Here is a 26525-nt window from a genome sequence, read left to right as displayed (position 1 = left end):
AATCCCCCTAATATGCTAAATCGATCTGCATTATACAGATATCAGCAGTCTATATTTTTATACCTATGGCTTAGAAAGAGAGAAGTAATAAAACTAATCATCGTCGGCAAACAAGAAACGAGCACCATATACACATTAACTTCTTGTCCTAATCCTATAGCGATCCCGATTAAGCCAAAGGCTATCCAAATATAAGCAGAGATACGATGCGTTTTCTTCCAAGCGCTTTCATTCGAAAGCAGCCAAGGAAACTTACGTCATAATTACCCTTATTTTTCATCCCGCCAAACCCTCCGTATAACAGGAATTGAGTGATTCCTCTTTATTATGCATATTTTCCAATACCAAAAATGAAATAAACATCACAACAGCAAAAAAGCCGATCCTCTCAGGATCGACTTCCAACTGTGTTCTCCTATAAACTTACCTTCGCACGCGAGTTATTTCGAAATATCCAGGAAACCCTCTCCGAACACGTCTCGCACGTCATGAATGGTGATAAACGCTGCTGTGTCGATGGCTTTCACTATCTTTTTAAGCGCTGACACCTCTTGTTTACTAATGACGATATACAGCACTTCTTTTGGATTTTTAGTGTAATATCCGTGGCCTGACAGCACGGTAACTCCACGATCCATTTTCGTAATGACCATCTCGGCAATTTTATCTTGGTGCTCCGAAATGATCATGACTGCTTTTTTCGGGTTCAGTCCTTCGATCATGAAGTCCATCACCTTCGTACCAACGTACAAAATAACGATAGTTAGCATCAATTTTTCTGGACCAATAATAAAATAAGAAGAGAACGCGACAATCAAATCAAAAAACAGCAGGCCATAGCTGATATTCCAATCCAGATACTTGTTGGCAATCCGGGCTAAAATGACCGTTCCTGCCGTTGTGCCACCTACCCGTACGATTAAGCCAATGCCGACCCCCACCAAAACTCCGGCAAATACAGCATTAATCGTCGGTTCATGCGAATCAATCCGCCAGTTGACCGTTAAATGTAAAAACAGCGAGTTAAAAGCGACCGCAATTATAGTGTACAGGGTCGTTCTCTTGTCCAAAAATTTATATCCGACAATCAGCAGCAAACCATTAATCACCAGATTGACGATCGAGGGAGACCACTGAAACAGGTAGTACAGGATGATCGTGACCCCTGTAACGCCCCCCTCGCCAAATTCATTCGGGATCACAAACAGATTAACAGCTAGCGCGAAAAAAAACGCACCCAGAATAATAAATGCAATGTCTGCAATACTTTTTTTCATATATGCTCTAATCCTCCCTCTAACATTTCAAAGGATGAATCGCCAGATGGATTGGCTGACTCTTGTTGTCAAAATACGCTGACAACCAGTTCATGGTATCTACTACCAAACATAAAGTCAATACAACTTTGACACTTTAATTCGCCACCAGACTGCCTCAATCCTGACTTGGATTCCGCAAAATTGTCCTTTTACAAGGTTATTCGACAAAATAACACAATCCCGACTGCTAAACTAAGAAAACGGGCCTCTAGCCCTTGTTTTAGACCTAGGCACATTTTCCTCTAAAACGACCATCCTCCTAATCAACATTTTGGACACATATGACCATCTTCCTGTTTTATGTCAAAAGCGTTTTACTTTGAAAAAATGTGGGTATAATGATTGAAACATTACCAAGCAACCTACATAGCATTACGACATCAAGTACATACAAATAGTCCTATACAGACGTCCTAAGCAACTCAATCTGAATTTGACAATATGGAATTGGAGGAATGACCTACATGAATACAATGAACTTAACCGTCCACACCCTGATGCCCTTTCACCACCAATACCAACGTGCCAACGCGGTGAGTATGCAGAAGAAAGAAGATAGCTCGGAAAAGAAGCTCAGCTTTCAGGATATTTTAAATGAAAAAATGGGTAAAAAATAAGGCGCCGTTTATCCGGTTGCATGATCCGCTTTACATATGCTAAAAAGCCGTAGTTTCCTACATCGACTGTAGAGAACCACGGCTTTTTTAATTCATTTGTCCCTAAACTCCCACGTTCGTTTTACTGACCTCCATCCCGATACTGCTCTGCCTTCTCGCGCATCCCCGCGGCTACTGCTTCTTGAGTGTCCAGCCCCTTATCCGCTGCATAGGCGCGAATGTCCTGAGTGATACGCATACTACAAAATTTAGGGCCGCACATTGAGCAAAAATGTGCTTCCTTGGCGCCCTCTGCCGGTAGCGTTTCATCATGGTAGGATAAGGCACGCTCGGGATCAAGCGACAGATTGAACTGATCCCGCCAGCGGAACTCAAAGCGCGCCTTGGACAAAGCATCATCCCGCTGCTGCGCCCGTGGATGCCCCTTGGCCAGATCGGCAGCATGTGCCGCAATTTTGTAGGTAATGACACCCTCACGGACATCATCCTTGTTGGGCAGACCCAAATGCTCCTTAGGCGTAACATAACACAGCATGGACGTCCCGAACCAACCGATCATCGCCGCCCCGATGGCTGAGGTAATATGATCATATCCAGGGGCAATATCCGTCGTGAGCGGTCCCAAGGTATAGAAAGGAGCTTCCTTACAAATCTCCATTTGTAAATCCACATTCTCTTTGATTTTATGCATAGGGACATGTCCCGGCCCTTCAATCATGACCTGAACATCATGCTTCCATGCGATTTGCGTTAGCTCGCCCAACGTTTCCAGCTCTGCAAACTGTGCTTCATCATTCGCATCATAGATACTACCCGGACGTAGACCATCCCCGAGAGAAAAGGCCACATCATAGGCTTTCATAATTTCGCAAATTTCTTCAAAATGTGTATACAAAAAATTCTCCTGATGGTGCGCAAGGCACCAGGCTGCCATGATTGACCCACCCCGGGACACAATTCCCGTCATTCTATTCGCCGTCATCGGAATATACCGCAGCAATACACCCGCATGAATTGTAAAATAGTCCACTCCCTGCTCCGCCTGCTCAATCAGCGTATCGCGATACAACTCCCACGTCAGCGCCTCTGCTTCACCGTTCACCTTTTCAAGTGCCTGATACAGCGGCACAGTCCCAATCGGTACAGGAGAATTCCGAATGATCCATTCACGTGTTGTATGGATATTATGGCCTGTGGACAGGTCCATAACCGTATCCGAGCCCCAACGCACAGCCCAAGTCATTTTCTCCACTTCCTCCTCGATGGAGGAGGTAACCGCAGAATTACCAATGTTCGCATTGATCTTCACGTGAAAATGACGCCCAATGACCATTGGCTCACTTTCCGGGTGATTGATATTCGAAGGCAAAATGGCTCGTCCAGCCGCCAATTCCTGCCGTACAAACTCAGGCTCCACCCCTTCACGGATCGCCGCAAATTCCATTTCGGGCGTAATAATCCCTTGCCGCGCATAATGCATTTGCGTCACTGTACGCCCTTGCGAAGCACGAAGCGGACGATTGGTCACGCCGGGAAATTCCACTGTCTCCCGTTTGGAGCCAGGTTTCAGTCCATTATCCTCCGGCTGGACGGCGCGTCCCTCGTAAGCCTCCACATCGCCCCGTTCCAGGGCCCAAGCTCGCCGTAATGGAGGCAGGCCCTGACGGATATCGACCTGATAGGCTTCGTCGGTCATGGGACCGCTTGTATCATATACACGCAATGGCTCATGATGCTCCGTGCCCTGCGGCGTATGTGTAGGATGAAGAGCAATTTCGCGCTCTGGCACGGCAATGTCCGGCCGCGAGCCTTGAATATATACCTTACGGCTTCCTGGAAAGGGCGTTACCCCACTGGCTTGCTCCCCGCTTGTCTTCTCTACCTCAACTTTTTTTGTTCCTTCTGCTTCTGTCGACTTCATTGTCCATTCCTCCCGTTTCGATGAAATGACACACCGATCCGGAACCATTCCCAGGGTGGCGCTGATCTATGCAAAAAAGCCGGTTCCCCAGGGAACCGGCTAATCTAACGAGGCAGCTATTCAGACAATGCGCATATGGAATAATCCATTCCAATGCGCCACTGAAGACAGCAGCCGCGTATACATTTCAATGGCCGATTACTTCCCTACGCTGGTATGATCCAGATCAGGTGCAAAGGGTCCGGAATCTTGCACGATTCCATCTCAGCCCGGCATTACAGGCTCCCCCAGTAACTGTGATACTTTATTCACATGAGGCGGATATAACAAACATACCGCCTTCCTTACCAGACTACTTCAAATTTATGGCTTTGGCAACCCTTTTAGGTTCCCTTTACCAAGGAGACGTTCCCCATCAAATCACTCTGCTTGCTTCAACTGTGTTCATTCTTGTTACGGGAGCATAAGCCCCATTTCCTTCGCCGCTTCGATCAAAATCGGAGCAAAGTCATGTAGCGTCTCGGGTGCAAGTCGACTGACCGGGCCGGATACAGATAAAGCCGCAGTGACCTGTCCCTTCCGGTTCACAATTGGCGCTGCCACAGCAGCAGCCCCTGGCTCCCGTTCTTCATAGCTGGTCGCATAGCCCTTCTCGCGAATGTCCTGCAGCTGGGCTTTATAGACCTCCGGGTCTACTGAGGGCGGCCATTCATCCCCGCTTAGCAGGGCTTCCAGCTCCTGCGGCGGCATAAAGGCCGCCAGCACCTTGCTGGAGGCCCCTACAGCCAGCGGCATACGCGCACCTACAGGCGCGACCCTGCGGATCGCCTGATTGCTCTGCACGGCTTGTATGCGAATACGCATGCTGCCGTCCCGTAAGTACAAGCTGACCGTCTCCCCCAGACGGTCACGTAGTCCTTCCATTGCAGGTTGTAACAGCACCGCCGGCTCGTCACTTTGGGACAAATGCGTGGATAGCTCCCAAATGCGGAAGCCAAGTCGATATTTTTCCGTTTCGGCATTCCGAACGACAAAGCCCCGATCCTCCAACGTAGTCAGCAGCCGATGAACCGTGCTTTTATGTAGACCAATTTTGGAGGCAATCTCCGTCAGGCCAAGATCCGAATTTGCAGTAAAACACAGCAGTATATCAAGTGCACGCTCTACAGCGCGAACGGTTAATTTACGGTCTTCCATCGTGAACCGCTCCTCTTGTATCCATATTCGTTTCACACTATGAAACATGGTTACATAAATTATATAGAATAGTCGCGGCTACTGTAAACCGATGTTTTTGTGACAACCATATTACAGAACGAGAACAAACATCGACAATTCTTTGCATCATTTTTACTTTTCCGGTTCAGGCGTTGACTTTGGATAATCCCCATCATACGATAATAGGTATCTATACGGATCTACACTACTATTTTCAAGTGGAATTATACCTAAATTCTATGAAACGAAGATCAATTTTATATAAGGAGGCTCTTACATGATTTCGACATCCCAGCGCAACGCTCAGCTACAGACCGCTGTTCAGGAGCCGTCCACCCCACTCTTTAATCCCCGTCTGCTGCGGTTCAAGCACGTTGTGATTGCTCTGCTGCTGTCGGTCGTTTTTTTTCTGTTGTTTTGTTTTATTGCCTTGCATGCTTACATCGCATGGGTACTTACGAATCCCACCGTTGCACCACTGTACTCTAATCCGATGCAGGCCAAAAGCATGCCTTATGAGGAAGTCAGCTTCCCTGCCAAGGATGGTAGCCGCATGGTACAAGGCTGGTATATCCCGGCGGATCAATCGCGGAAAACGATTATTTTCAGCCATGGTTATGGGGCTAACCGCGAAGAAAGCTGGATTCCCATGTATGATCTGGCGCATTATGCCCACAGTTTGAACTTTAATGTGGTCATGTTCGATTATGGATTTGCGTCACAAAACAGCAAAGCAGTCGCAACCGGAGGCAAAGCAGAATCCCAACAGCTCCTCGGAGCAATTCAGCTTGCGAAGCAACGCGGCTCGTCGGAAATTATCGTATGGGGCTTCTCCATGGGAGCAGGCACCGCTCTTCAGGCGGGTTTGCAAACCAAGGATGTGGACGCAATGATTTTGGACAGCACCTTCCTGCTGGAACCGGATACGCTGTACCATAACATTCACAATCAAATTAATCTGCCAAGGCATCCGTCTTTGGAAATTCTGGAGTTGTTGTTTCCAGTTTTGAACGGTACCAGCTTGCACCAGATTCCATATCAGGAGGTTAAAAAGGAAAACTACCCGTTCCCAATCATGTTTGTGCATGGTACACAGGATGAAAAAGCTCCTTATCCTATTGCAGAAAAGCTCGCTGCCAATCAAACCAACCCGCTTTCCAGTGTATGGATTGTTAAAAACGGGATACATGAGCTTATTTTCAGAGAGCACCCTCGTGAATATTTGCGACGGGTATCGACGTTTCTAAGCAGTGTACAGGAGCTGGAGGACAAGAAAACCACCGCTGATGCCCACAAACAAACGAATATGAAGTAAAAAATTATTTTTCGAAGAACTATATTCTATTCTTCCCCTTGAAGAAGCCTGTCTATGGACACTTAACCCGTGCCGTAGCTGGGCTTCTTTTTCGTGTTCCATGGGTATTCATTGTTTTACCTAACAGATGTGACCGGATTAAGGGAGTTCATAGACATATTCCTGATGGGACAGCGAATATACTGGGTACGTATGCATCCAGGGCAGATCTACCAGATCGGCCGGATAGCCATAGTGGGATACGGGAGGTAAAAAACGATGCTGAGTACTTATGGGTCTTTCCTGCCCTTACGTGTGCTGGAGGAAATTCGGCATTGGAAGCAGCAGGAAAGTTGGCATGTGGAAGTGATTAAATCCGCTACCGAGGGACTGGAGCCTACTTATGTACGGCTGCTGGATGATTGGCGGACTGTATTCGAACAGACGGAACGCACCGCCATAGAGTTGCTTGAAGAGCAACGGAGCGCACTCGATCCGGCAGATCAGGCGTGGCATCAGGAATGGAAACAGATGTCAGCTGCTCCACAAGCACATACACACGAATTCACTGAACATTCTAAACAGTCAAGGGGATTAGACACATCATCATCTGTAAAAATGCCATTGTCAGAGTCAGCCTCAAACTCTCAGCTTGACTCACAAGAATTAAATCGTCGACTGGACGATTTGCTGCAAACCGCAAACCGTCAGTCACAGGAGTATGTACGGCAGCTCGGGCTGCTAAGCGAGCACAGTCATGCATTGCGTCAGCAACCAAAATCCGCCGGAGTTGTATTACACGCGGCACATGAAAGCCAATATTTCCTGATCTCGACAACCCCCTTTCAGGAACCTGGCTCCATCGCAAGGGCTGCTAGGTTGTATCATGTAGCTACAGAGGGTGAGAATTACCCAGAGGAAGAACTTCGAGAACGGCAGGCAGACATAAGGGGAGAAGGCGCATGGACGACTAAAGGCGTCAAGTCCAGCCAGGCGCAACCTTCGGCAACGGAAAAAACCACAATCGGCCGGTCGGTTCCTATTGGGGGACATCGGCTACCGCCGCTCCCTTACCCCTATAATGCGCTTGAACCGTATATTGATGAGAAAACAATGCGTATTCACCATAACAAGCATCATTTGAGCTATGTGAATGACCTGAATAAAGCGGAAAAGAAGCTGGAAGAAGCTCGAAAAACAGGTGATTTTGACCTCGTAAAGCATTGGGAACGGGAACTGGCATTCAACGGCGCAGGCCATTATCTGCATACTCTTTTTTGGACGATCATGAGTCCACAAGGTGGTGGAAACCCAAGCGGACCGCTGGCTGAACAGATTAAAAAGGATTTTGGCAGCTACGATGCATTCAAAAAGCAATTCAGTTCAGCAGCCGAAAAGGTCGAGGGTGGCGGCTGGGCTATCCTGGTATGGAGTCCACGCGCGGGACGACTTGAAATTTTGCAGGCCGAAAAGCACCAGAATCTGACTCAATGGGAGTCCATTCCGCTGCTAGCGCTAGATGTATGGGAACATGCATATTACTTAAAGCATCAGGCCGAACGCAACAAATACATTGAAGATTGGTGGCATGTCGTTAACTGGCCAGAGGTTGCAGAGCGCTATACCCAAGCCTCCAAACTGAGATGGCAACCCTTCTAAGCTTCTAAGCTAAAGAAAAACTACACCTGCAAATCGTATCGCTCTCTGAGTGCTGCCATTTGTTCGGTCAATCCTTCCGGTTGTACCAGCCAGCCAGCGGCAGGTAAAACGGCTGTCCGGCTCTCAACGACACGGCGCAGAGATGCCGTGTACGCCTCAACAGACGGCACTCCAGCCAGCTCTGCCAGGCTACCCATCGTTGCTGGATTCACCCGGGGGTAATCCTGCTGCTGCACGCCCGCCGGCGTGTCTCCGGCTGCCTCTGTATAAAACTGCTGCACCGCCTGTGCACGCTCTACACCACTGCCCTCAATCATCACGAAGGCTGTGATGATATACGCCTTGGCTTGGCGCCGCTGTGCAATGCCGCAAAACTTGCGGCCTCGGACGCTGACATCGTAATCCCCGGGACAGAAGGACCCGGGGATTTCTCCGGTCTTCGCCTCGCCAGACCACGGAACCAGCGCATCGGCAATTAGCGCTGCCATGAGCCGAAAATCCTCATGCAGGCTGATGGCCCGCTGTGGATTCGGCAGGATCAAGGACAGGTTCAGCACCCCCCTGTCCAGCATGACGGCTGCTCCACCCGAGGGGCGTACGCATACCGAGGTTCCCGCACTGCGCACTCGCTCCATCGCCTGTGGGGCGTAGGGAAGCCTGCGGTCCCGGTGACCGATCACAAGCGCTGACGGATGCCGCCATAGATGCAAAATGGGTGCAGCTCCTTTCCCTACTTGCCGACAGGCCAGCTCCTCCCAAGCCAGCGGAGACAAAACGTCCTCCTGAGTGGCCGCGAGTGGCGCTTCAAACCACTGTAACTCAGGCAAAGCTGTTGTTTTTTCTGTTGATCTATGTACATTCTCCATACGTTATCCCCTATCTATAAAAATAACTGTTATCCATAGGCTATCGTAATTTTAAGGCGGCTATCCCGTCGTCTCTATTTCTGATGTTAACAAAAAAAGGTGGCTACGCCTATGCGTAAACCACCCTTTTTTTGTTCATCACATAAACGTCTTGCGATGTTCGATCAATCCTTGAGCAGCGACAGAAATTCTGCGCGCTGCGCTGCATCATCACGAAACGTACCACGTACCGCAGACGTTACCGTTTTGCTACCAGGCTTTTTGACACCTCTTGCACACATGCACAGGTGCTCGCCTTCCACGACCACCATAACCCCGTGAGCGGAGACTGCTTCATTTAAAATATCAGCGATCTGTGATGTAATACGCTCCTGTACCTGCAATCGGCGGGTCACTGCCTCTACCAGACGTGCAAGCTTGCTCAGTCCTACAATTTTGCCGCTGGGTACATAGCCGATATGCACTTTTCCGAAGAAAGGAGCCATATGGTGCTCACACTGGCTGTAATAAACGATGTCCTTCACGATGACAAGCTCCTCGTGATTCTCGTCAAATGTCACACCCAGCGCATCCCGGGGATCAACCTCATAACCCGCAAATATTTCCTCATACATGCGCGCAACGCGTGCCGGTGTTTCCAACAACCCTTCACGCTTGGGGTCCTCACCGATCAGTTCTAAAATCTGCTCCACATGGTACTCGATTTTATCCCGGTTATCCGCAGCTTTGCGGTTAATATAATCTTTTACGCCAGCCACAGTAATCCTCCTCTATGCAGCAACCTCATGCGGCATCCGTGCTCACGTTGCTCATTATTTCCGACGGCCCTGATTTTTACGCGGACCAGGCTGATTTTTGGAGAACTGTTGGTTCTTCATCATCTGCTGGGCTTTTTGCATTTGTTTCCCATTCAGGTTGTAACCCATCTGTTTGGCCATTTTTTGCAGCGTTTCAGGGTCGTTTTGCATCTTTTCAAGCTGTTTACGAAGATAATAAGCACCGATGAAAAATCCCCCAACCAAACCAGCAATCAGGGTAATAATCGGAATGACAATATTCCACACCACGAAGTCGTCACCTCTGTATATTTATATGAAACATCTTGAATTGCACGAACCTATCATAGCAAAACATGGGACAGCTAGCAAATCACTTTTTGCAAACATATGTCCTTATTGTTTCTCCAAATCCAGCAGCTTCATCTTGACTGGCAAGCCTCCAGCATAACCGACCAAACTTCCGTTTTCACCCGATACCCGATGACATGGAAACAGGATGGGTAACGGATTTTTATTATTTGCTTCCCCAACAGCACGTACCGCCTTGGCTCGGCCGATCGATTCCGCAATATCTTTGTAGGACACACTTTGCCCGTACGGAATATTTTGCAGTGCACACCATACCTGTTCTTGAAAAGGAGTCCCTCTCAAATCATAGGCTATACTAAATTCCCGTCGTTCTCCCGCAAAATATTCACGCAGTTGATCTGCGGCTTCGCGCAGTTTGTCAGGTTCCTGCACATAGACATATTCCCCAATCCATGTCCGGGCCCATTGCTGAAGCAGTGCTTCCCTCGCATGAAAAACGCCATAGTCTATTCGGCACAGCCCCCGATCTGTAGCGCACAGCGTCAACGTGCCCACAGGTGTCTCCATCTCATCATAATAAATGGTGGTTGGACTCTGCGAATCCCCGGCCGTTACTTCTGATTTTGATAATTCAGACGCCTTTTGCTGTTCTGTCTGCTCTTGTTCCTCTAGTTTGGAATGCGCTTGCGCGATCATTTCGCGTACTTGCTCATGTTGTTCCTTCTCTGATGCTTGCTTGATCGCTGTCATAGCGTTTTCCCCTCCTATTCGACTCAAAGCCCACGCCGCCGTGCCTCGCAGCTCGGGACGCGGATCATCCAATAAAACCTCCGTTAATTTGGGCACCGCACTGATATCCTTGAAATTGCCCAGTCCAATGACCGCATTGCGTTGAATGGGCTTCTTCCCCCGCCAAGCCGCCGCACTTTGACCAAATCGGTCTTTGAATTCACGATTGCTCAAATCCAGTAACGGCAGCAGCAACGGCTTCACAATTTCAGGATCGGGTGTAAGCTCGGGATGGTGATCCCAGTTGAGACCCCGATTTTTGGGGCATACCATTTGGCAGGTATCACATCCGTACAGCCGATTCCCTATCTTCCGCATAAACTCCTCATCCAGAAAGCCCTTCGTTTGCGTCAAAAAGGACACACACCGCTGGGCATTCAGCTGCCCAGGACCCACAAGCGCGCCCGTAGGACAGGCATCCAAACATTTGGTACACTCGCCGCAACCATCCGTTACCGGTTCATCTGGCTGGAAAGGAATGTTCGTCAACAGCTCACCTAGATAAATCCATGATCCCAGCGTCGGTGAAATCATCATCGTATTTTTGCCGCTAAAACCAATCCCTGCGCGCTCCGCAACAGCTCGATCCGACAGTTCTCCGGTATCCACCATGTTTTTCAATATGGCATCAGGCACCCGCTCACTTATAAAAGCCTCAAGCTTTTCCATCGCTTCGCGTAGTACCAGATGATAATCTTTCCCCCAGGCTGAACGCGCCAAAATACCACGGTACTTCCCCTTGTCCGACTTCGGCGGGTCCTTCATTTTAGAAGGGTACGCCACCGCAATAGCAATCAGAGATGCAGGCTGTGAGCCATACAGCTCCGGGTAGATCCGCTTATCAATATCTGGCTCCTCAAAGCCGGATTCATAGCCTTTCGCACGATGCTCTTCCAATATAGCTTTTAGAGACAGAAAGGGGTCGGCGGATGCGAACCCGATGGAGTCGATACCCAGCCCTGGAGCTGCCTCAATAATTTCCTGCTTGAGCGCAGCCCAAGTCGAAGCGGTTCCGGCAGCCGCCTGAGTCAATCCGCGTTGCATCCGATACTCACCTCTCTTCCACTTTTTATCATTACAGATATGAGGATTTGCAAAATTCCCATATCTCAAATTTCAACAGAAAATAGCAGCAGATGCTACCGTAAATTTTTAACAGCACTGGTCGCCAGAAAATCACAGCGATTATTCAGTTCGTTGTCACTGTGCCCTTTAACCTTCACATATTCAACCTCATGCTTACCCATCAGTTCCCACAGTTCTTCCCATAGTTCCTTGTTCTCCACTGGCTGATTTTTACTGTTGCGCCAGCCATTACGAAGCCAATTCTTAATCCAGCCCTGTTTAAAGCAATTGACGACATAGGCAGAGTCACTGTGTACTTTCACATGGCAAGGCTCCTTGAGCAGCTTTAGCGCTTCAATCACGGACTTGATCTCCATACGGTTGTTTGTCGTCATTTTCTCGGCACCTGACAGCTCCTTACGATGCTCCCCATACAGCAAAACGATCCCCCAGCCCCCAGGGCCCGGATTTCCCGAACAAGCACCGTCGGTATATACCATCACTTCTTTCATCATCCTCTTCCTTTCCTCATCGGTAACCGCCTGATCCGTCATGGTCCTGATCGGTTTGGACGTGTTCCGCATTGATTTCAGACTATAGTTGCTCTATAGCCATTTCCACTCAGATATCGGCCAAAATATAAATTCTGCACGTCCCAGTAAATCTTGAGATTTAATGCTGCCAAAATAGCGGCTATCCTTGCTTGCTGCAATATGGCGATTATCCCCCATGACAAAAAAGTGCTCCGGCTCCACCGTAAAAGGACCATAATCACCATCCTCCACGTCAGAGTTGGTGTAAGGTTCATTTAGTAGTTCACCGTTCACATACAATTGATTATGTTCAACTCGGATGACATCTCCGGGAATACCTATGACTCTCTTCACTAAAAATCTTGGGCTCGACAGCTTGGAATCGGGATCTTTTAAAATCACAATGTCCCCCCTGCCCGGATCATGAAAATTATAAATCAGCTTGTTAACGAACAAATGCTGGCTTTCCATTAGCGTCGGCTGCATCGAATGTCCTCTGACCGTGGACAAGTTAAATACGAACAGGTTTAGAAGCAGCAAGACGACCATGGCGATCAGCAGAGTGACTAACCAATCGCGTATGTAACCAGAGCGGCCTGCTTGTTTGGACGTTTCCGGCGAGGGAAGCGGGCCTGACGAAGGAGCCAAAGCGTCCATAATTAAACCTCCTCAACCCTGTTATAAATAGAAAAGCATATCCCGTACCCGATTGCAACGGTTACTCAGATATGCTCTAAATGTAAATATTATACTTAATGTTATTCAATTCTCTTTATTTCGATTCCCGATTAATGAGGCGCCAAAATACTCAGCTTCTGAAAAGCCTGTAAAATCTGGCTTGCTCCATAGCCCATCGCTTCGTACAAAGGCATGGCCGCACTGTTATGCTTGTCCCCTGCTACCCAAATACGGCTAACCTTACGTTGCTGAAAACGCTGCTCCATGGACTCCACAAGCGATTTGCCGATTCCCATCCGACGACGATCCGGGTGAATAGCGATACGATAGTAACAACCATCATTCTGATCCATCGTGCCGATCAAAGCACCAACGATCTCTCCCTCTTCTTCTGCAACGATGATCAAACCGGAATCCCACGAAAGCTGACGGGCAAACGCACTCACCGTCTCTTTGTAGCACTCCTCTGACAAGGCAATTTGCATGAGTTCCGTTACTGAGTTCACATCACTTAATTGAAAGGAACGAACGTGCATAAGTAATATCTCCCTTTTCGTAAGCATAATAAAAAAATTGAGACAGCACCGTCATTTTTACATAAATCCTTAAATTTCTTATCATGGTGTTAATCACAAGGCATTATGATAAAAATGCATACGATCTGCTATATATGAAATGAAGAACAGGAAAAGGGTGTATGCCCTCAAGTTCGTCATGTCATAGACATGACAGATTATAGCAGACGACAAAAAAGCCGAAATTTCTGCTTCCTTGACCATTAAACCATACTTTTTGACGGAATACATCCCTTTTTCTCATGTAAGCGCTGTATATAAAGCGTTTACATTTTAAAGTTCACAATTTACCTCTTATTACCTATGTATTGTGTATTCCAATCGGGTTTTTGGACATGCTAGCTACCAGGCCGTATTGCCCAGTTTGCTATTTTACAAACAAAAATGTTGATAAAATAGGCTGAATGCGGTTTAATATAACTATCGAGGGTATTATTACATAGGAACACTTACCCAACCATATAACCAGGAGGGATTTTACTATGGCATTTCAATTACCAGAACTTCCTTACGCAAAAGACGCACTGGAACCGCACATTGATGCACTGACAGTAGAAATTCACCATGATCGTCACCATAACACATATGTAACGAACTTAAACGCAGCTCTGGAGAGCGCTCCTGAACTGCAAAGCAAAAGCCTGGAGGATCTGATCTCCAATCTGGACAGCGTTCCTGAAAGCATCCGCACTGCGGTTCGCAACAACGGTGGTGGACACCACAACCACAGCCTGTTCTGGGAAGTTATCGGTCCTAACGGCGGCGGACAACCGACAGGTGCTATTGCTGAAGCAATCAGCAACGAGCTGGGCGGCTACGACAAATTTAAAGAAGACTTCACTAAAGCAGCTACAACACGTTTTGGTAGCGGTTGGGCTTGGTTGGTTGTCGGCAAAGACGGCAAACTGGCGATCACTAGCACTCCAAATCAGGATAGCCCGCTGTCTGAAGGTCTGACTCCGGTACTTGGACTGGACGTTTGGGAGCATGCTTACTACCTGAAATATCAAAACAAACGCCCAGACTACATTGCAGCATTCTACAATGTAATCAACTGGGATGAAGTAAACAAACGTTACGCGGCTGCAAAGAAATAAGCCAGTAACAACATCTCTATCCTATAATAAAGGGCTGTCTCAAAAGTAGATTTTCTACGAATGAGACAGCCCTTTTGGCATTCCATGGTAAACTGGTGGAGATGATTCTCAAATACAGCTCTGGAGGTTGATGAATGCAGACTTTTTTTCGTTACAACTGGATGATTCGGGAACAATGGTACCGCTGGTGTGAAGAGGTGTCGCAGGAGGAATTACTGAAACAACGCGTCGGGGGAGTCGGCGGCATTCTAAAGACACTCTTTCATATCGTTGATGTAGAGTGGAGCTGGATTCAAACGATTCAGGGCAAACCCGACTTTCAAGAGGACTTCTCTCTCTATGATACGCTCGACAAAGTCCGTGAGCTGGATTCAAAGTTTCGACTCGATGTCGAGCCGTTCGTGCTCGCCTGGCATGATGGTCTGGAACGGAAAAGGTTCGAAGATCACCTCCCGGACGGCAGGATTGTAATTGATGCGTGGGGCGAGGTGATGCGGCATGTCATTGCCCACCAAATCCACCATATTGGGCAGTTGTCCATATGGTCTCGGGAGCTAGGCAAGCCTCCGGTTTCGGCCAATGTAATCGGCAAAGGGCTGATTGAAAGCGATAGTGGAATCGATTAGCTTTAACGAACATACAAATATATTCATGTGACTCAGAGCCGTCCCCGGTCGTTTTTAACGACTGAGAACGGCTCTTTTACTTTTTCATCTATACTCTCTGGTCTATTCCACGAATATTCTCTTCTTTTAACCGTTTTCATAAAAGCTTGATTATAACTGATTAAGTTTTTTCAACCTATCAATATTCTCTTGGTTCAGACTGTTGACCTCTTACTCTTGAAAGCACCGTAAGCCAATGTAAATAATGCTCCACATAACAGGGCAATAAGATGAGCGATCAGATAATTCATATGACCATGGTTCTCTGACGCGGCAATTGCAAAGCCGGGAAGAGCCGTGGTTCCGAATCCTATGGCTGTCAGCTTGCTTAAATATACATATGCTCCCGCAATCATTCCTCCGAGGCATCCAGCAACCAAGGGGAACTTATACTTTAAAGTGACCCCAAAGATTGCTGGTTCCGAGATTCCAAAAAGTACAGACCCGAATGCAGAGTAACCCATTTCTTTAACCTTGGTGTCTTTGCGATTCAAAAGAATATACCCCAAAACGGCGCCCCCTTGAGCCATCAAAGCTACTGATGCCAACGGGTTGATAAAATTTCTGCCTGTATCGGTTAACAGCTGCGCTTCTACCGCACCCATAACATGATGTAAGCCTGTAATAACAATGATCTGCTGAATGCCTGCAAAAAACATAAAACCGAATATCCCAAGGTTTTGCGTCATCCAAAGCAGCGAAACGGTGACCAGACTAGCCAACTCTCGCCCAAGAGGACCGATAATGGTAAACAATAGCAAGGAAGAAACAAAGACCGTCAGCAACGGAGCCAAAAATAGTTTAATCATGTCTGGAATCTTTTTGTTAAAAAACTGATCCAACTTGGCTACCACATATCCCATCATTAGAGCAATAATAATACCACCCTGAAATCCAACCAACTGTACGGGAAGGCCGAAAAGACTGATCGATTCCGGATTTTGGCTCCCTTTAGCTACCTCAAAGGCGTCCGCCAAGGCTGGATGAAGCATAATCGCACCCAGCACAAGCCCCAGAATCGGACGGCCGCCATATCTCTTGGTTGCAGAATAAACAACAAGCAGCGGCAGGATGGTGAAAATACCTGTGGAAACGATTTGAACAAAGCGATTGATCCCTTGGAAAATTGGATACATCTCCACAATCGATTTAGGGCCGAATAGCCCCTTCTGGCCTAATAGACCGGTGATCCCCATTAACAATGCCGCGGCAAGAATTCCCGGCATGATCTCAATGAAGACATCTGACAGCGATTTAATGGCTTTTTGAAAAGGATTTTGCCTTTGTGCGGACTTCGTTTTGACATCACTTAATGACATATCTTCCGTTCCGGTCAGTTTGGAAAATACGGCATAGATATTATTGACCAACCCTGCTCCAAAAATGATCTGTAGTTGATCCCCCGCTATGAAAACGCCTTTAACCAGATCAATATCTTCAATCTTTTTTAATTCCGCTTTTTCATTGTCCTCAAGTACAATTCTTAATCTGGTGGCACAATGGGCCACACCGATAATGTTGTCTTCACCACCCATATATTTTAAAATTTCTTGAGAAATTTGCTTATACTGCTTTTCTTTTGCTTCCATCTAGTAAAACCTCCTCTAGCTGAATCAGATATCTTCTTTGACAAATCTCCAGAACATGCCTAAAAAGTCCTGCTTTACCCTGGCAAGCGTTATACCGACATGCATTAATTCATCACCGCCGAATAGCTCACCGGTTTCTACATTTCTATAAACGTAGTCTGGATTCAAACCTTTGAATTTTAACGTTTTAATCGCGGCTGCGGGTTGGGATAAAACCTTGAAATAGCTGGCCGCCATTTCCGTTTGATCTTCCGATACAAAGTTCCATGCGGCTTCATTTTCATCAAACGGATTAATTATTCTGTAAAACTTCCCAAATTGAATGAGCGATCTAATTTCTTTATATAGAGCTATCTGTTTTTTTACTATTTCTTTTTCCTCAACGGTTAATGTCGTCAGATCCAGCTCATATCCAAAATTACCGGCCATGGCGACATAACCTCTTGTCTCCAAGGGAGTTATTCTACCCACTTGATGGTTGGGTACCGTGGAGACGTGTGCCCCCATAGTAATCGGAGGGTAGACAAGACTTGTTCCCCATTGAATCTTCAGTCGGCAAATGGCATCCGTATTGTCACTCGTCCAGGTCTGAGGCATGTAATAGAGCATGCCGGCATCAAAACGGCCTCCTCCACTAGAACAGCTCTCAAATAAGACATGGGGAAACTTTGATGTAAGCTCTTCCATAATATTATAGAGTCCCAGGATATAACGATGCGCAGTCTCCCTTTGTCTCTCAGGTGGCAAGGCTGCCGAACCCACATCCGTCATGTGACGATTCATGTCCCATTTTACATAAGTAATTGGAACGTCCGATAAAATATCGGAAACCGACTTAATAATGTACTCACACACTTCCTTCCTTGATAAATCCAACATCAGTTGATTTCTTCCCAACGTATACGGACGATCAGGGACATGGATACACCAATCGGGATGCTTTCTGTATAAATCGCTGTCTATGGATACCATTTCAGGTTCAAACCACAAACCAAACTCCATACCCAGATTTCGTATGCGGTTGGCAAGATCCAGCAATCCATCTGGAAGTTTGCGACGATCCACCATCCAATCGCCTAATGAAGTATTGTCATCATCCCGTTTTCCAAACCACCCATCATCCAATACAAACAGTTCCACTCCTACACTTTGAGCTTCCTTCGCCAACTGCTCAATCTTGTCGGCATCAAAGTTAAAGTAAGTGGCTTCCCAGTTATTAATCAGGATCGGCCGCTCTTTGTCACGAAAAGGCTCACGACATAATCTGTTCCTGTATAATTCATGATAAATTCTCGACATGCCGCCCAAGCCATTTTCGGTGTATACCATGACCACTTCAGGCGTTTGGAACGATTCCTCAGGTTCAAGCAGCCATGTAAAATCAAAAGGATTAATCCCCATCGTGACTCTTGTGTTCCGATAGGAATCTACCTGAGTCTGGGCCGTAAAGTTCCCGCTGTACACCAGGTTAAAGGCGTACACTTCACCCTGTTCTTCATCTGTCCCTTCTCTTACAAGTGCCATAAAGGGTGCTTGTTGAGGGCTGCTAGCTCCACGGCAGCTGTCTACCATTTGAATTCCAGGTAAAATTTTTCGCCTTGCTATATTTTTTTCATTATTATGCGCACCGTACAAGGTAATTAGTTCATATTCATCATCACGAAAATCCACACTAGCACTTAACGCTTTAAGCAGTTTTAGCTGCTGCCGACCTTCATTATCGAAACGGACTGAACGGGTAATGACATCCCACTTTTGATATAGGCTATAGGATAGTACAACCTTTACATTAATTAATGGGTCTTCAAGGACGATTTCCAGAGTTTCTACTTCGCTAGCATCTTCTGCATAAGTAGAAGGAAGCCCTTTCAATTTTGGTTTGCCTTGGTAAACCCGATGTTCTTTATAGCGAAAATCTGTCACTGTAGAACCATTCTCCAATTGAAGCTGATACGCAGGAATCCTGAAATCACTATTTCCAAATGACGGATATTCTTGCGGGATAGTATCCAGTGAAAAGGCTCGATCCGAGCCATCGGGATTGGGTGAAAATCCTCTATCCATAAAGATGATTTTATTGCTTCCCCGATAGTTCTGAATTTTCTTTCCCCAATACAGATGGGCTAAATAACCATCTCGTATAACCTGCATGACATAACTCGTATTGCTGCCTTGTAAATGGAATAAAAGCTTCTCTTTATCGATGTATATAGCCATAGTAACCCCCTTGTAGCGCCAATAGTAATATTTTTAAAAAATATAAATTATGTTGTTTCCTTGTTTCTTACACCCTAATAATAATTGAATAGTTTTAATAATTATATGGAATAATGTAGACTCTATATGAAACGGTGTGATAATATGCAGAGATGAATTAAGGGGTGAAACCAAATGAGTTCACACTTTTCCAATCATTCCTATAACAACCTGGATCTCAATTTATACACATGTGGCAAAGAAAGCTGTACCAGCAAGCACTCTTATGGTCCAGCCATTCGAAGCGGGTATATGGTGCATTATATTTTAAAGGGAAAAGGGATCTTTAAAGTCAACGATAAAATCTATCATTTGGAGAAAAACGATGCTTTCTTTATTGAGCCGAAGGTTTTAATTTACTACGAAGCGGATGAAGTCGACCCATGGGAATATGCCTGGATTGGTTTTAATGGGGTGCAAGCAAAAGAATATCTAAGCCGGACCTGTATCAATAGGGACAATCCCATTTTCCGGTTTGAAGCAGAGGGCAGCCTTGCCCGCTGTATGGAGAGTATCGTCGTTTCTTCTACACTGAAATCCAACAAAGACCTGCTGCTTGCATCCAAGCTGTATGAATTTCTGTATCTGATGGTTGAACATTACCCTAATCAGGAAGTCAACCCTGAGGTAAGACAGCAGCGGTATATTAAAGAAGCGCTTCTCTTCATTCAACAAAACTATTCACACTTCATTACCGTAAGCGACATTGCCAAGTACATTTCAATTGACCGTTCGTATTTGCATCGTTTATTTAAACAGCAACTAAATAAGTCACCACAGGAATTTTTATTGCATTTGAGGATTGAAAAATCGTGCTCCCTATTAAGAAATACTTCCCTTAAAATCGGCGATATTGCTCGGTCTGTAGGGTATAAGGATGTACTCCTATTCTCCAAAATGTTCAAAACGGTCAACAAGGTGACTCCATCCGAATACCGAAAAAATCCCCAGGAATAACACGCTTCGTTCGCAACTAAATTAGGCATATTCCTCCAAGAAAACAGAAAAATAGCGGCAGCATGGATCAACCTCATGTCCATACTGCCGCTATTTTATTAACTGCATGTTCTCTTAATTAGTTCTCTTTTTGCTTTGCATAATATTTGGTGATCAGATCGAGGAACACCTTTGGAAACGCCAAGGTGGCCATATCCGCTTCGCTGATCCAGCGGTACCCCGCTGGCAGCGCATTATGCGCGTGCTCCGCCTGCTCAGCCAGCGCAATCAACGCACCCGGCTTCGCTTCGGTGCTGTAGCTGGCCCGCTGTTCGGCAGCCAGCGGATGTCCTCCCGCCTCCCCGGCAGGGACGGCGACCTCTTCACACTGGAACACACGCAGGTTCCAGTGAATGTGGCTGAACGTGTGCTCCGCCTCACGTACAAACCGCACCGGGCGCGCAAGCACGCCCTCTGCCAGCAAATGAGCCGCCAAATGGTCCATGGCGGGCTCATCCGGCACCGGGCCGTTGTAGCCCTCCGGCCCGGCAAGCTCATGCGGCAGCTCCCACATGCGGGCCAACAGGCCCTTGGCCGGGCGCTGCCGTACGAGCAGGCGGCCTGCGTTCGCTCCGCTGCCCTCGATGAGGGCTACGGAACGCGGCTCCAGCCGCGGCGGCTTCGCCTTGGTCTTGACTGGCAACGTCTCCTCACGACCTGCCAACCTGCCCGAGCAATGCTCCATGACCGGGCAGGTCAGACAATGAGGCGACTTCGGCGTGCAGACCAGCGCCCCCAGCTCCATCAGAGCCTGATTAAAATCAGAGGCCCTTCCTTCGGGAATCAGCTCCCGTACCAGACTTTCCATATGCGCCCGCGTGCTGCCCTTCATAATATCCTCTTCAATGAGAAAATAACGCGACAGCACACGCATCACATTTCCGTCCACAGCAGGCTCTGGTCGATTGAAGGCGATACTCATAATCGCCCCCGTCGTATACGGGCCTACTCCTTTCAGTGCAGCGACAGCCTGTGTATCATCCGGCACCTGCCCGCCGTGAAGCTCAACTACTTGTTTTGCCGCCGTTTGTAAATTCCGGGCCCGCGAATAATAACCCAGCCCTTCCCACAGCTTAAGCACATCCTCCTCGGGTGCTTCCGCCAACGCTTCAATTGTAGGAAAACGTGCAATAAAGCGATTAAAATACGGAATGACCGTATCCACACGCGTCTGCTGAAGCATAATTTCCGAGATCCAGATATAAAAAGGATTCCGATGGCGGCGCCACGGCAAATCGCGCTTGTTACGTGTATACCAATTCAACAGTTCAAAGCTGAAATAACGCTTTTGTTCCAATGTATTTGTAGTCATCACATCACATCTCCTTATATTCGACAATCACAAAAGCAGAGGCAATGTTAGGCTGATGTGTAATACTCAAGTGAATGCTGTAATTCGAGTCACCTGTAGACGGCAATCTCAGTCTATCCCATGCGGATGAAGACAAATAAACGGCTGGCTTCCCCCCAGGTTCCGGTAAAATATCCATATCGCCGAACCCGATGATTTGCCCAATTCCGCAACCGAAGGCTTTCGTTATCGCTTCCTTGGCGGCAAAGCGCCCTGCTACGAACTCCGTTAGTCTACCCTTGCGTTCCACAGCAAGCTCACGTTCTGCCGGGGTCAGCACCCGATTCAAAAACGCATCTGCATATTTACCTGCCAAAATATGAGCCATACGGCTTATTTCCAGCACATCATGTCCAATTCCGTAGATCATTTGGGTATTCCCCGTCCTTTTTACTTTACTGGATCTATTGTAACAGTGCGTCCTCACCCTGGCGAGTCACAAAGGCGTAAAAGCGGCACCAAAATATGTTAAAATAAGAAAGGCTATAGGTGAATGTTTTGAACTTCAGCTCATATGCCCATTTAAAAAAATTCCCGTAGAAAGGAAGGATAGGATGTCAAAAACCATTATTATTGAAGCAGGTACCGAAGCAGGAACAGATGCGGTGATCCGGGCTTCCTGGTTTCCCGCTAAAAATACAGCCAAAAGCCTGCTCATCATCGCTCACGGCTACAAAGGATTTAAGGATTGGGGCATGTTCCCCTATATAGCAGAGGCCTTGAGTATGGATAACCATGTTGTGACCTTCAACTTTTCACATAACGGCATAGGTGAGGATCTAGAGAATTTTACCGAGCTGGAAAAGTTCGCACGCAACACCTATAGCCGCGAACAAGAGGATTTGGAACTATTGCTGTCCAATCTGAGAGCACGTCATGAGTTCAGAGAATTGCCGTTGTTTCTGTTAGGACATAGCCGAGGCGCGGGAAGCTGCTTTGTATATGCTCTGGATCATCCCGGCGAGATTGCTGGCGTCATTTCATGGAATGGCGTGACAGATCTTGATTTGTTTACTTTACCGCAAAAAGAAGAAATGCGCGCCAAGGGGCGCAGTTATGTGGAGAACGCTAGAACCGGACAACAGCTTCCGCTGGATGCTGTCATTTTGGATGACCTGGAACAAAATCGCCAGCGTTTTGCCATTGTAGACAGACTTGCCAACAGCCAGCTCCCAGCTGTACTGATCCAGGGAACCGAAGATTCCAAACGTCTACGGGAGGGCTCTGCCCTGCTCACATCCGTTCGTCCCGATATCGAATGGGTACAAATTCAAGGCGGCAATCATACCTTTAATACCGTTCATCCATTCCGGGGAGGTAGCCTTCCACTGGATCAAGCGATTACTGAAACCCGCCGCTTCATTGAGTGGATCACCAATTAAATTATTGCCCCTTCAATACAAACGGCGATCCGCCGGGCGGATCGCCGCATTTATTTACTTCATGATTTTACAATTCCATAATGATTAATGCTTACACTCCTGGGATGCTTGTCCGCTTATGCGCTGTACGTGTAAAGAAGCTTTCCAGCTTTTCGCGTGCCGCCGGGTCAATTTCCTTGCCTTCCAGGTAGTCGCTGTTTGCTTCGTAGGAGATCCCCAGTTCTTTTTCATCCGTCTGGCCTTCCCACAATCCTGCTGTAGGCGCTTTGTCCAAAATGGCCTGCGGAACTCCAAGATAGCTGGCCAACAACCGCACCTGACGTTTGTTAAGCGTGCTAAGTGGCGTAATATCAACCGCACCATCGCCCCATTTGGTATAAAAGCCTGTGATAGCTTCTGAAGCGTGATCTGTGCCAACGACGAGCAGATTCAGCTCATTCGCGAGTGCGTACTGAACCACCATACGTGTTCTTGCCTTTACATTCCCTCTCACTTGCGGAGTAATGGAACGCTCCAGACCGATATCCTTTAACGTATGCTCTACTTCCACGGCAACCTTGTCCACGGCTTCCTTAATGTTCGTTTCCCCAGCATATTTCAGGTCGAACGCTTTGGCTACCGCGTAGCTATGCTCGATATCTTCCTGTTGGCCGTATGGCTGGAATACACCCAGCGTTTTGTATTCGTCCCCTTGTTCCTGCGTCAATTCATCTGTAGCCCGCTTGCACAAAGCGGCTGCTACGGCACTATCAATCCCGCCACTGATGGCGATTAACAGCCCTTTGCTTCCCGTTTTCGTTACATACGACTTGAGGAAATCCACACGTTTACGGACCTCCGCCTCTACATTAATCGTAGGCTGTACTCCCAATTCAGCAATAATCTGTTCCTGCAAACTCATCAGATAAGCACCTCTTTTTTAGGAATTTCCTTCACAAGCCAACATGCAAAAGCCCCGGCAAGTTTCGCAGGCGAAAAATGCGGGGCATAGCTTGAGCAGTCTTACCGGCAAAAACGATCAAATGCACTGGTCAAATCAGCAGCGATCTGATCTGCCGAACGATCCTCCACCTGATGACGCTCGATGAAGTGAACCAGCTCGCCGTCTTTCAACAGCGCGATGGAAGGGGAAGACGGTGGGTAAGGTGCGAAAAATTCGCGAGCCTTTGCCGTTGCTTCCTTGTCCTGTCCGGCAAAAACCGAATACAGATGATCTGGCGTAATATCATGCTTCAACGCTTCAGCCACACCCGGACGGCATTGGCCTGCGGCACAACCACATACCGAGTTCACAACAACCAGCACTGTCCCTTTAGCATTAGGCAGCTTGGCCTCCACATCTTCAGAAGTACGCAGTTCCTGAATCCCAAGATTCGTCAGTTCATCGCGCATTGGCTGAACTGAATCTCTCATATATTGATCGAAAGACATAGACATATTCTTTCACTCCTTTTCCAAAAATCATGTATACTACGTTTTTAATTTCATCCTTTGCCGTAGTAAAGGCATGGACATCTAAACTTCATTATACAATCTTTTTCACGTAATTTGCAAAAATCCGGCTATATATTTGCACGATTATTTCTGTATCGAATTTATGACAGAAGGTTCAGCGTGATCCCGGTAAGTCGGGACGGTTCTGCGCAATCGGACTTTAAACTGCGTGCCCATTCCCTCCACCGAGTCTACGGCAATCGTACCGTGATGACGCTCCACTATACTTTGACATAAGGCCAGCCCCAAACCTGTACCTTTCGTTTTGGTGGTGTAAAAAGGTTGGAACAGCTTTTCAAGCTGTTTTTGCGGAATTCCCGGACCTGTGTCCTTTACTTCGAGTTCCACGAAATCCCCTTCCTCATGAGTCGAAATGGTCAACACCCCCTTTTCTCCCATAGCTTCCATCGCATTACGTGATAAATTAAGCAGCAACTGCTTCATTTCCTTAGGGTTCAAATGCAGCATCGTCACATGCTCCTCCAGCTTTAGCTCAATCGTCTGCCCCCTCAGATTCGCATCTGCCCACAATAAAGGCGTCAGTTCGCGAATAATATCATGCAGATGACATTGCTCCTTCTCGACAATCCGATTCTGGGCCAGTGAAAGGAAATCGTTAATAATTCCGTTCGCCCGGTCAAGTTCCTCCATCACAATACGGTAGTAATGGTTGAGAGATTCTGGACTTTTCTCACGCATAAGCTGTAAAAAACCACGCACAACCGCCATCGGATTACGTATTTCATGAGTAATGCCCGCTGCCATCTGTCCGACCAGACTGAGCCTCTCGAAATTGCCTAGCTCACTGCGCAGCGTCTCCAGCTCTGTAATATCTTGCAAGGCGATAATGACGCCTGTCGTTTGGTTTACGTGTTTATCCCGAATAGGAAGGAAACTTGAGAAGAATACTTTGGGAGTAACATTTATAAAATCAGCACCCGCCTCTCCTTGCAACGCTTTTGCAACTCGTTCGTTAACCACAGGCAAAGCGCTAAAACCATATAACGAGGTCAATGGACGGCCTACTACCTCAGGCAGTGTAATGTAGGGATCGAAGTCCTGGTAGAGTTCCAGCATCGTTTTGTTCATATGTATAACTCGTTCTTCGCTGTCCAGAGTAACAAGAGATAACGGCATCAAATCCATAACTTGACGCAGCTTATCCACTTCAATTAAGTATTTGCTCGTAAATTCAGTCACATCACGCCGCAGCGCCAGCTTCTCAAAGGCATTATGCATCAGACTCACGACCGTAAAACTTGCCAGCACCCCTGCACCAATATTCCAGAACGTTGTAAGTAAGTCAGGAACGTATACCGCAATATCCTGTTTGCCCCACAGTAGCGGAAATATCGCCTTAAACAGCATATCAGCCACAACATATGCGGAGATTAGGAGTTTTTTGTCCACCAAGGTTCCTCTTTGAAAAAACTTGACATGCAGCAGCATAAAAGGAAAAAGAATAAAACCCGTACCCACATACATCGGGGACATTTCTGTCGACTGGGCTATAATCAGGACACCCATCAGTGCGGAAGCGGCGAGCACGAAGGCAGTGCGACGTCTACCGTACATGATGCCAACAGCAAGGGGAATAATACCGAGATTGGAAGGTAGACCATACGGAGACTGATATTGAAAGAGTGTACATAGCAATATGGCTGGCAAGCAACACAGATACAGTATTCCTTGATTGGGTCCAGGAAGCAGATTGCCGCCCCAAACCTTTTTCTTATCCCCATAATCCGTTAATATAGAGAAAAAACCCGCCGATATAACGGCAAGGAGAACTTGGAGCACACTTTCCTTCAACGCAATTAACAAGGACTTCTCCCCCTCATCATCTTTCCTTGACGCCGTTAGTTGAATTAAAGCACAGGCTACAATATATTACAATATATGTGTTAAAATCCCGGTGTAGAACGACAAAATCTGCTAAATACTAGATGTATATAACAGGAACGTTTTTACGCGTTTTAAATTCCTGCAAATTGAAATATATACGTGTTTACTGTGCTCTAAGGCTATCCGAAGCGACGGTATTACGATATGATGAAAAATCGGTTACACCAT

25 protein-coding genes and 1 riboswitch are annotated in these 26525 nt (G+C 47.1%); of the genes, 7 read left to right on the top strand and 18 right to left on the bottom strand.

The annotated features are described in order from the left end of the window. Positions 1-41: 41 nt before the first annotated feature. Both ACWGXJ_RS03945 and ACWGXJ_RS03940 read right to left on the bottom strand, forming a co-directional pair. A complete protein-coding gene (locus ACWGXJ_RS03945) occupies positions 42-242 on the bottom strand; it encodes an SdpI family protein (RefSeq protein WP_302057438.1) in 201 nt (66 codons plus the stop codon). Between the two features lie 198 nt (positions 243-440). Next, positions 441-1277 (bottom strand): YitT family protein, encoded by an 837-nt coding sequence (locus ACWGXJ_RS03940; RefSeq protein WP_023987004.1) that lies wholly within the window; start codon positions 1275-1277, stop codon positions 441-443. A 506-nt stretch (positions 1278-1783) separates the two neighbouring features. Here ACWGXJ_RS03940 and ACWGXJ_RS03935 point away from each other — a divergent pair. Then, a complete protein-coding gene (locus tag ACWGXJ_RS03935) occupies positions 1784-1936 on the top strand; it encodes a hypothetical protein (protein ID WP_010348453.1) in 153 nt (50 codons plus the stop codon). A 121-nt stretch (positions 1937-2057) separates the two neighbouring features. On the opposite strand, the gene thiC is transcribed toward ACWGXJ_RS03935, so the two are convergent. Then, positions 2058-3857 carry a phosphomethylpyrimidine synthase ThiC gene (gene thiC, locus ACWGXJ_RS03930; RefSeq protein ID WP_452566239.1) on the bottom strand — a complete coding sequence of 600 codons (1800 nt, stop codon included), beginning with the start codon at positions 3855-3857 and terminating at the stop codon, positions 2058-2060. 186 nt (positions 3858-4043) lie between these two features. Beyond that, positions 4044-4156, bottom strand: a riboswitch (TPP riboswitch). 154 nt (positions 4157-4310) lie between these two features. Beyond that, positions 4311-5054 (bottom strand): IclR family transcriptional regulator, encoded by a 744-nt coding sequence (locus ACWGXJ_RS03925; RefSeq protein WP_061831535.1) that lies wholly within the window; start codon positions 5052-5054, stop codon positions 4311-4313. 298 nt (positions 5055-5352) lie between these two features. On the opposite strand from ACWGXJ_RS03925, the gene ACWGXJ_RS03920 reads away from it, so the two are divergent. Continuing rightward, positions 5353-6390, top strand: a complete 1038-nt coding sequence (locus ACWGXJ_RS03920; protein WP_322162834.1) for an alpha/beta hydrolase — start codon at positions 5353-5355, stop codon at positions 6388-6390. 258 nt (positions 6391-6648) lie between these two features. Next, positions 6649-8028, top strand: a complete 1380-nt coding sequence (locus ACWGXJ_RS03915) for a Fe-Mn family superoxide dismutase (RefSeq protein WP_254351214.1) — start codon at positions 6649-6651, stop codon at positions 8026-8028. 20 nt (positions 8029-8048) lie between these two features. Here ACWGXJ_RS03915 and ACWGXJ_RS03910 read toward each other — a convergent pair whose 3' ends face one another. From ACWGXJ_RS03910 to ACWGXJ_RS03880, 7 genes are all read right to left on the bottom strand, one after another. Further along, complete coding sequence (locus ACWGXJ_RS03910) at positions 8049-8894, bottom strand: lipoate--protein ligase family protein (protein ID WP_452566238.1); 846 nt, start codon at positions 8892-8894, stop codon at positions 8049-8051. 164 nt (positions 8895-9058) lie between these two features. Further along, a complete protein-coding gene (gene folE, locus ACWGXJ_RS03905; protein WP_250267441.1) occupies positions 9059-9652 on the bottom strand; it encodes a GTP cyclohydrolase I FolE in 594 nt (197 codons plus the stop codon). Between the two features lie 54 nt (positions 9653-9706). Further along, positions 9707-9961, bottom strand: coding sequence for a YneF family protein (locus ACWGXJ_RS03900; protein WP_013308742.1), 255 nt, complete (start codon positions 9959-9961; stop codon positions 9707-9709). Between the two features lie 105 nt (positions 9962-10066). Then, complete coding sequence (queG, locus tag ACWGXJ_RS03895) at positions 10067-11815, bottom strand: tRNA epoxyqueuosine(34) reductase QueG (protein ID WP_452566237.1); 1749 nt, start codon at positions 11813-11815, stop codon at positions 10067-10069. 95 nt (positions 11816-11910) lie between these two features. Continuing rightward, positions 11911-12348 carry a ribonuclease HI gene (gene rnhA, locus ACWGXJ_RS03890; RefSeq protein WP_023986996.1) on the bottom strand — a complete coding sequence of 146 codons (438 nt, stop codon included), beginning with the start codon at positions 12346-12348 and terminating at the stop codon, positions 11911-11913. A 93-nt stretch (positions 12349-12441) separates the two neighbouring features. Then, positions 12442-13026 carry a signal peptidase I gene (gene lepB, locus ACWGXJ_RS03885; protein ID WP_452566236.1) on the bottom strand — a complete coding sequence of 195 codons (585 nt, stop codon included), beginning with the start codon at positions 13024-13026 and terminating at the stop codon, positions 12442-12444. Positions 13027-13157: 131 nt separating this feature from the next. Continuing rightward, entirely contained in the window at positions 13158-13583 is a 426-nt protein-coding gene (locus ACWGXJ_RS03880) for a GNAT family N-acetyltransferase (RefSeq protein ID WP_069291098.1), read from the bottom strand. Between the two features lie 521 nt (positions 13584-14104). Between ACWGXJ_RS03880 and ACWGXJ_RS03875 the strand changes: the two genes are divergently transcribed. Both ACWGXJ_RS03875 and ACWGXJ_RS03870 read left to right on the top strand, forming a co-directional pair. After that, positions 14105-14719, top strand: a complete 615-nt coding sequence (locus tag ACWGXJ_RS03875; protein WP_023986992.1) for a superoxide dismutase — start codon at positions 14105-14107, stop codon at positions 14717-14719. Positions 14720-14853: 134 nt separating this feature from the next. Then, complete coding sequence (locus ACWGXJ_RS03870; RefSeq protein WP_452566235.1) at positions 14854-15345, top strand: DinB family protein; 492 nt, start codon at positions 14854-14856, stop codon at positions 15343-15345. 194 nt (positions 15346-15539) lie between these two features. Here ACWGXJ_RS03870 and ACWGXJ_RS03865 read toward each other — a convergent pair whose 3' ends face one another. Together ACWGXJ_RS03865 and ACWGXJ_RS03860 are read right to left on the bottom strand one after the other, a co-directional pair. Next, positions 15540-16973 carry a PTS transporter subunit EIIC gene (locus ACWGXJ_RS03865; protein ID WP_452566234.1) on the bottom strand — a complete coding sequence of 478 codons (1434 nt, stop codon included), beginning with the start codon at positions 16971-16973 and terminating at the stop codon, positions 15540-15542. A 24-nt stretch (positions 16974-16997) separates the two neighbouring features. Beyond that, the gene (locus tag ACWGXJ_RS03860; RefSeq protein ID WP_452566233.1) at positions 16998-19190 is read right to left on the bottom strand and encodes an alpha-galactosidase; all 2193 of its coding nucleotides are present in this window, start codon (positions 19188-19190) and stop codon (positions 16998-17000) included. Between the two features lie 174 nt (positions 19191-19364). Between ACWGXJ_RS03860 and ACWGXJ_RS03855 the strand changes: the two genes are divergently transcribed. Further along, complete coding sequence (locus ACWGXJ_RS03855; RefSeq protein ID WP_250259437.1) at positions 19365-20186, top strand: AraC family transcriptional regulator; 822 nt, start codon at positions 19365-19367, stop codon at positions 20184-20186. Positions 20187-20304: 118 nt separating this feature from the next. Here the strand turns inward: ACWGXJ_RS03855 and mutY are convergent, their stop codons facing one another. Continuing rightward, entirely contained in the window at positions 20305-21537 is a 1233-nt protein-coding gene (gene mutY, locus ACWGXJ_RS03850) for an A/G-specific adenine glycosylase (RefSeq protein WP_452566232.1), read from the bottom strand. A gap of 4 nt (positions 21538-21541) precedes the next feature. Then, complete coding sequence (acpS, locus tag ACWGXJ_RS03845) at positions 21542-21946, bottom strand: holo-ACP synthase (RefSeq protein WP_069291092.1); 405 nt, start codon at positions 21944-21946, stop codon at positions 21542-21544. 184 nt (positions 21947-22130) lie between these two features. Between acpS and ACWGXJ_RS03840 the strand changes: the two genes are divergently transcribed. Beyond that, positions 22131-22958, top strand: a complete 828-nt coding sequence (locus ACWGXJ_RS03840; RefSeq protein ID WP_452566231.1) for an alpha/beta hydrolase family protein — start codon at positions 22131-22133, stop codon at positions 22956-22958. Positions 22959-23049: 91 nt separating this feature from the next. Here ACWGXJ_RS03840 and nadE read toward each other — a convergent pair whose 3' ends face one another. The 3 genes from nadE to ACWGXJ_RS03825 form a co-directional block, all read right to left on the bottom strand. Beyond that, positions 23050-23859 carry an ammonia-dependent NAD(+) synthetase gene (gene nadE, locus ACWGXJ_RS03835; RefSeq protein WP_025722646.1) on the bottom strand — a complete coding sequence of 270 codons (810 nt, stop codon included), beginning with the start codon at positions 23857-23859 and terminating at the stop codon, positions 23050-23052. Between the two features lie 101 nt (positions 23860-23960). After that, entirely contained in the window at positions 23961-24395 is a 435-nt protein-coding gene (locus ACWGXJ_RS03830) for a BrxA/BrxB family bacilliredoxin (protein ID WP_013308727.1), read from the bottom strand. Positions 24396-24536: 141 nt separating this feature from the next. Continuing rightward, positions 24537-26276 (bottom strand): two-component system sensor histidine kinase NtrB, encoded by a 1740-nt coding sequence (locus ACWGXJ_RS03825; protein ID WP_452566230.1) that lies wholly within the window; start codon positions 26274-26276, stop codon positions 24537-24539. Positions 26277-26525: the final 249 nt, after the last annotated feature.

It is taken from the genome of Paenibacillus sp. S33, assembly GCF_053615415.1.
Note: the sequence above shows the minus strand (reverse complement) of the source record. Positions and strands in the feature narration are given on the sequence as shown.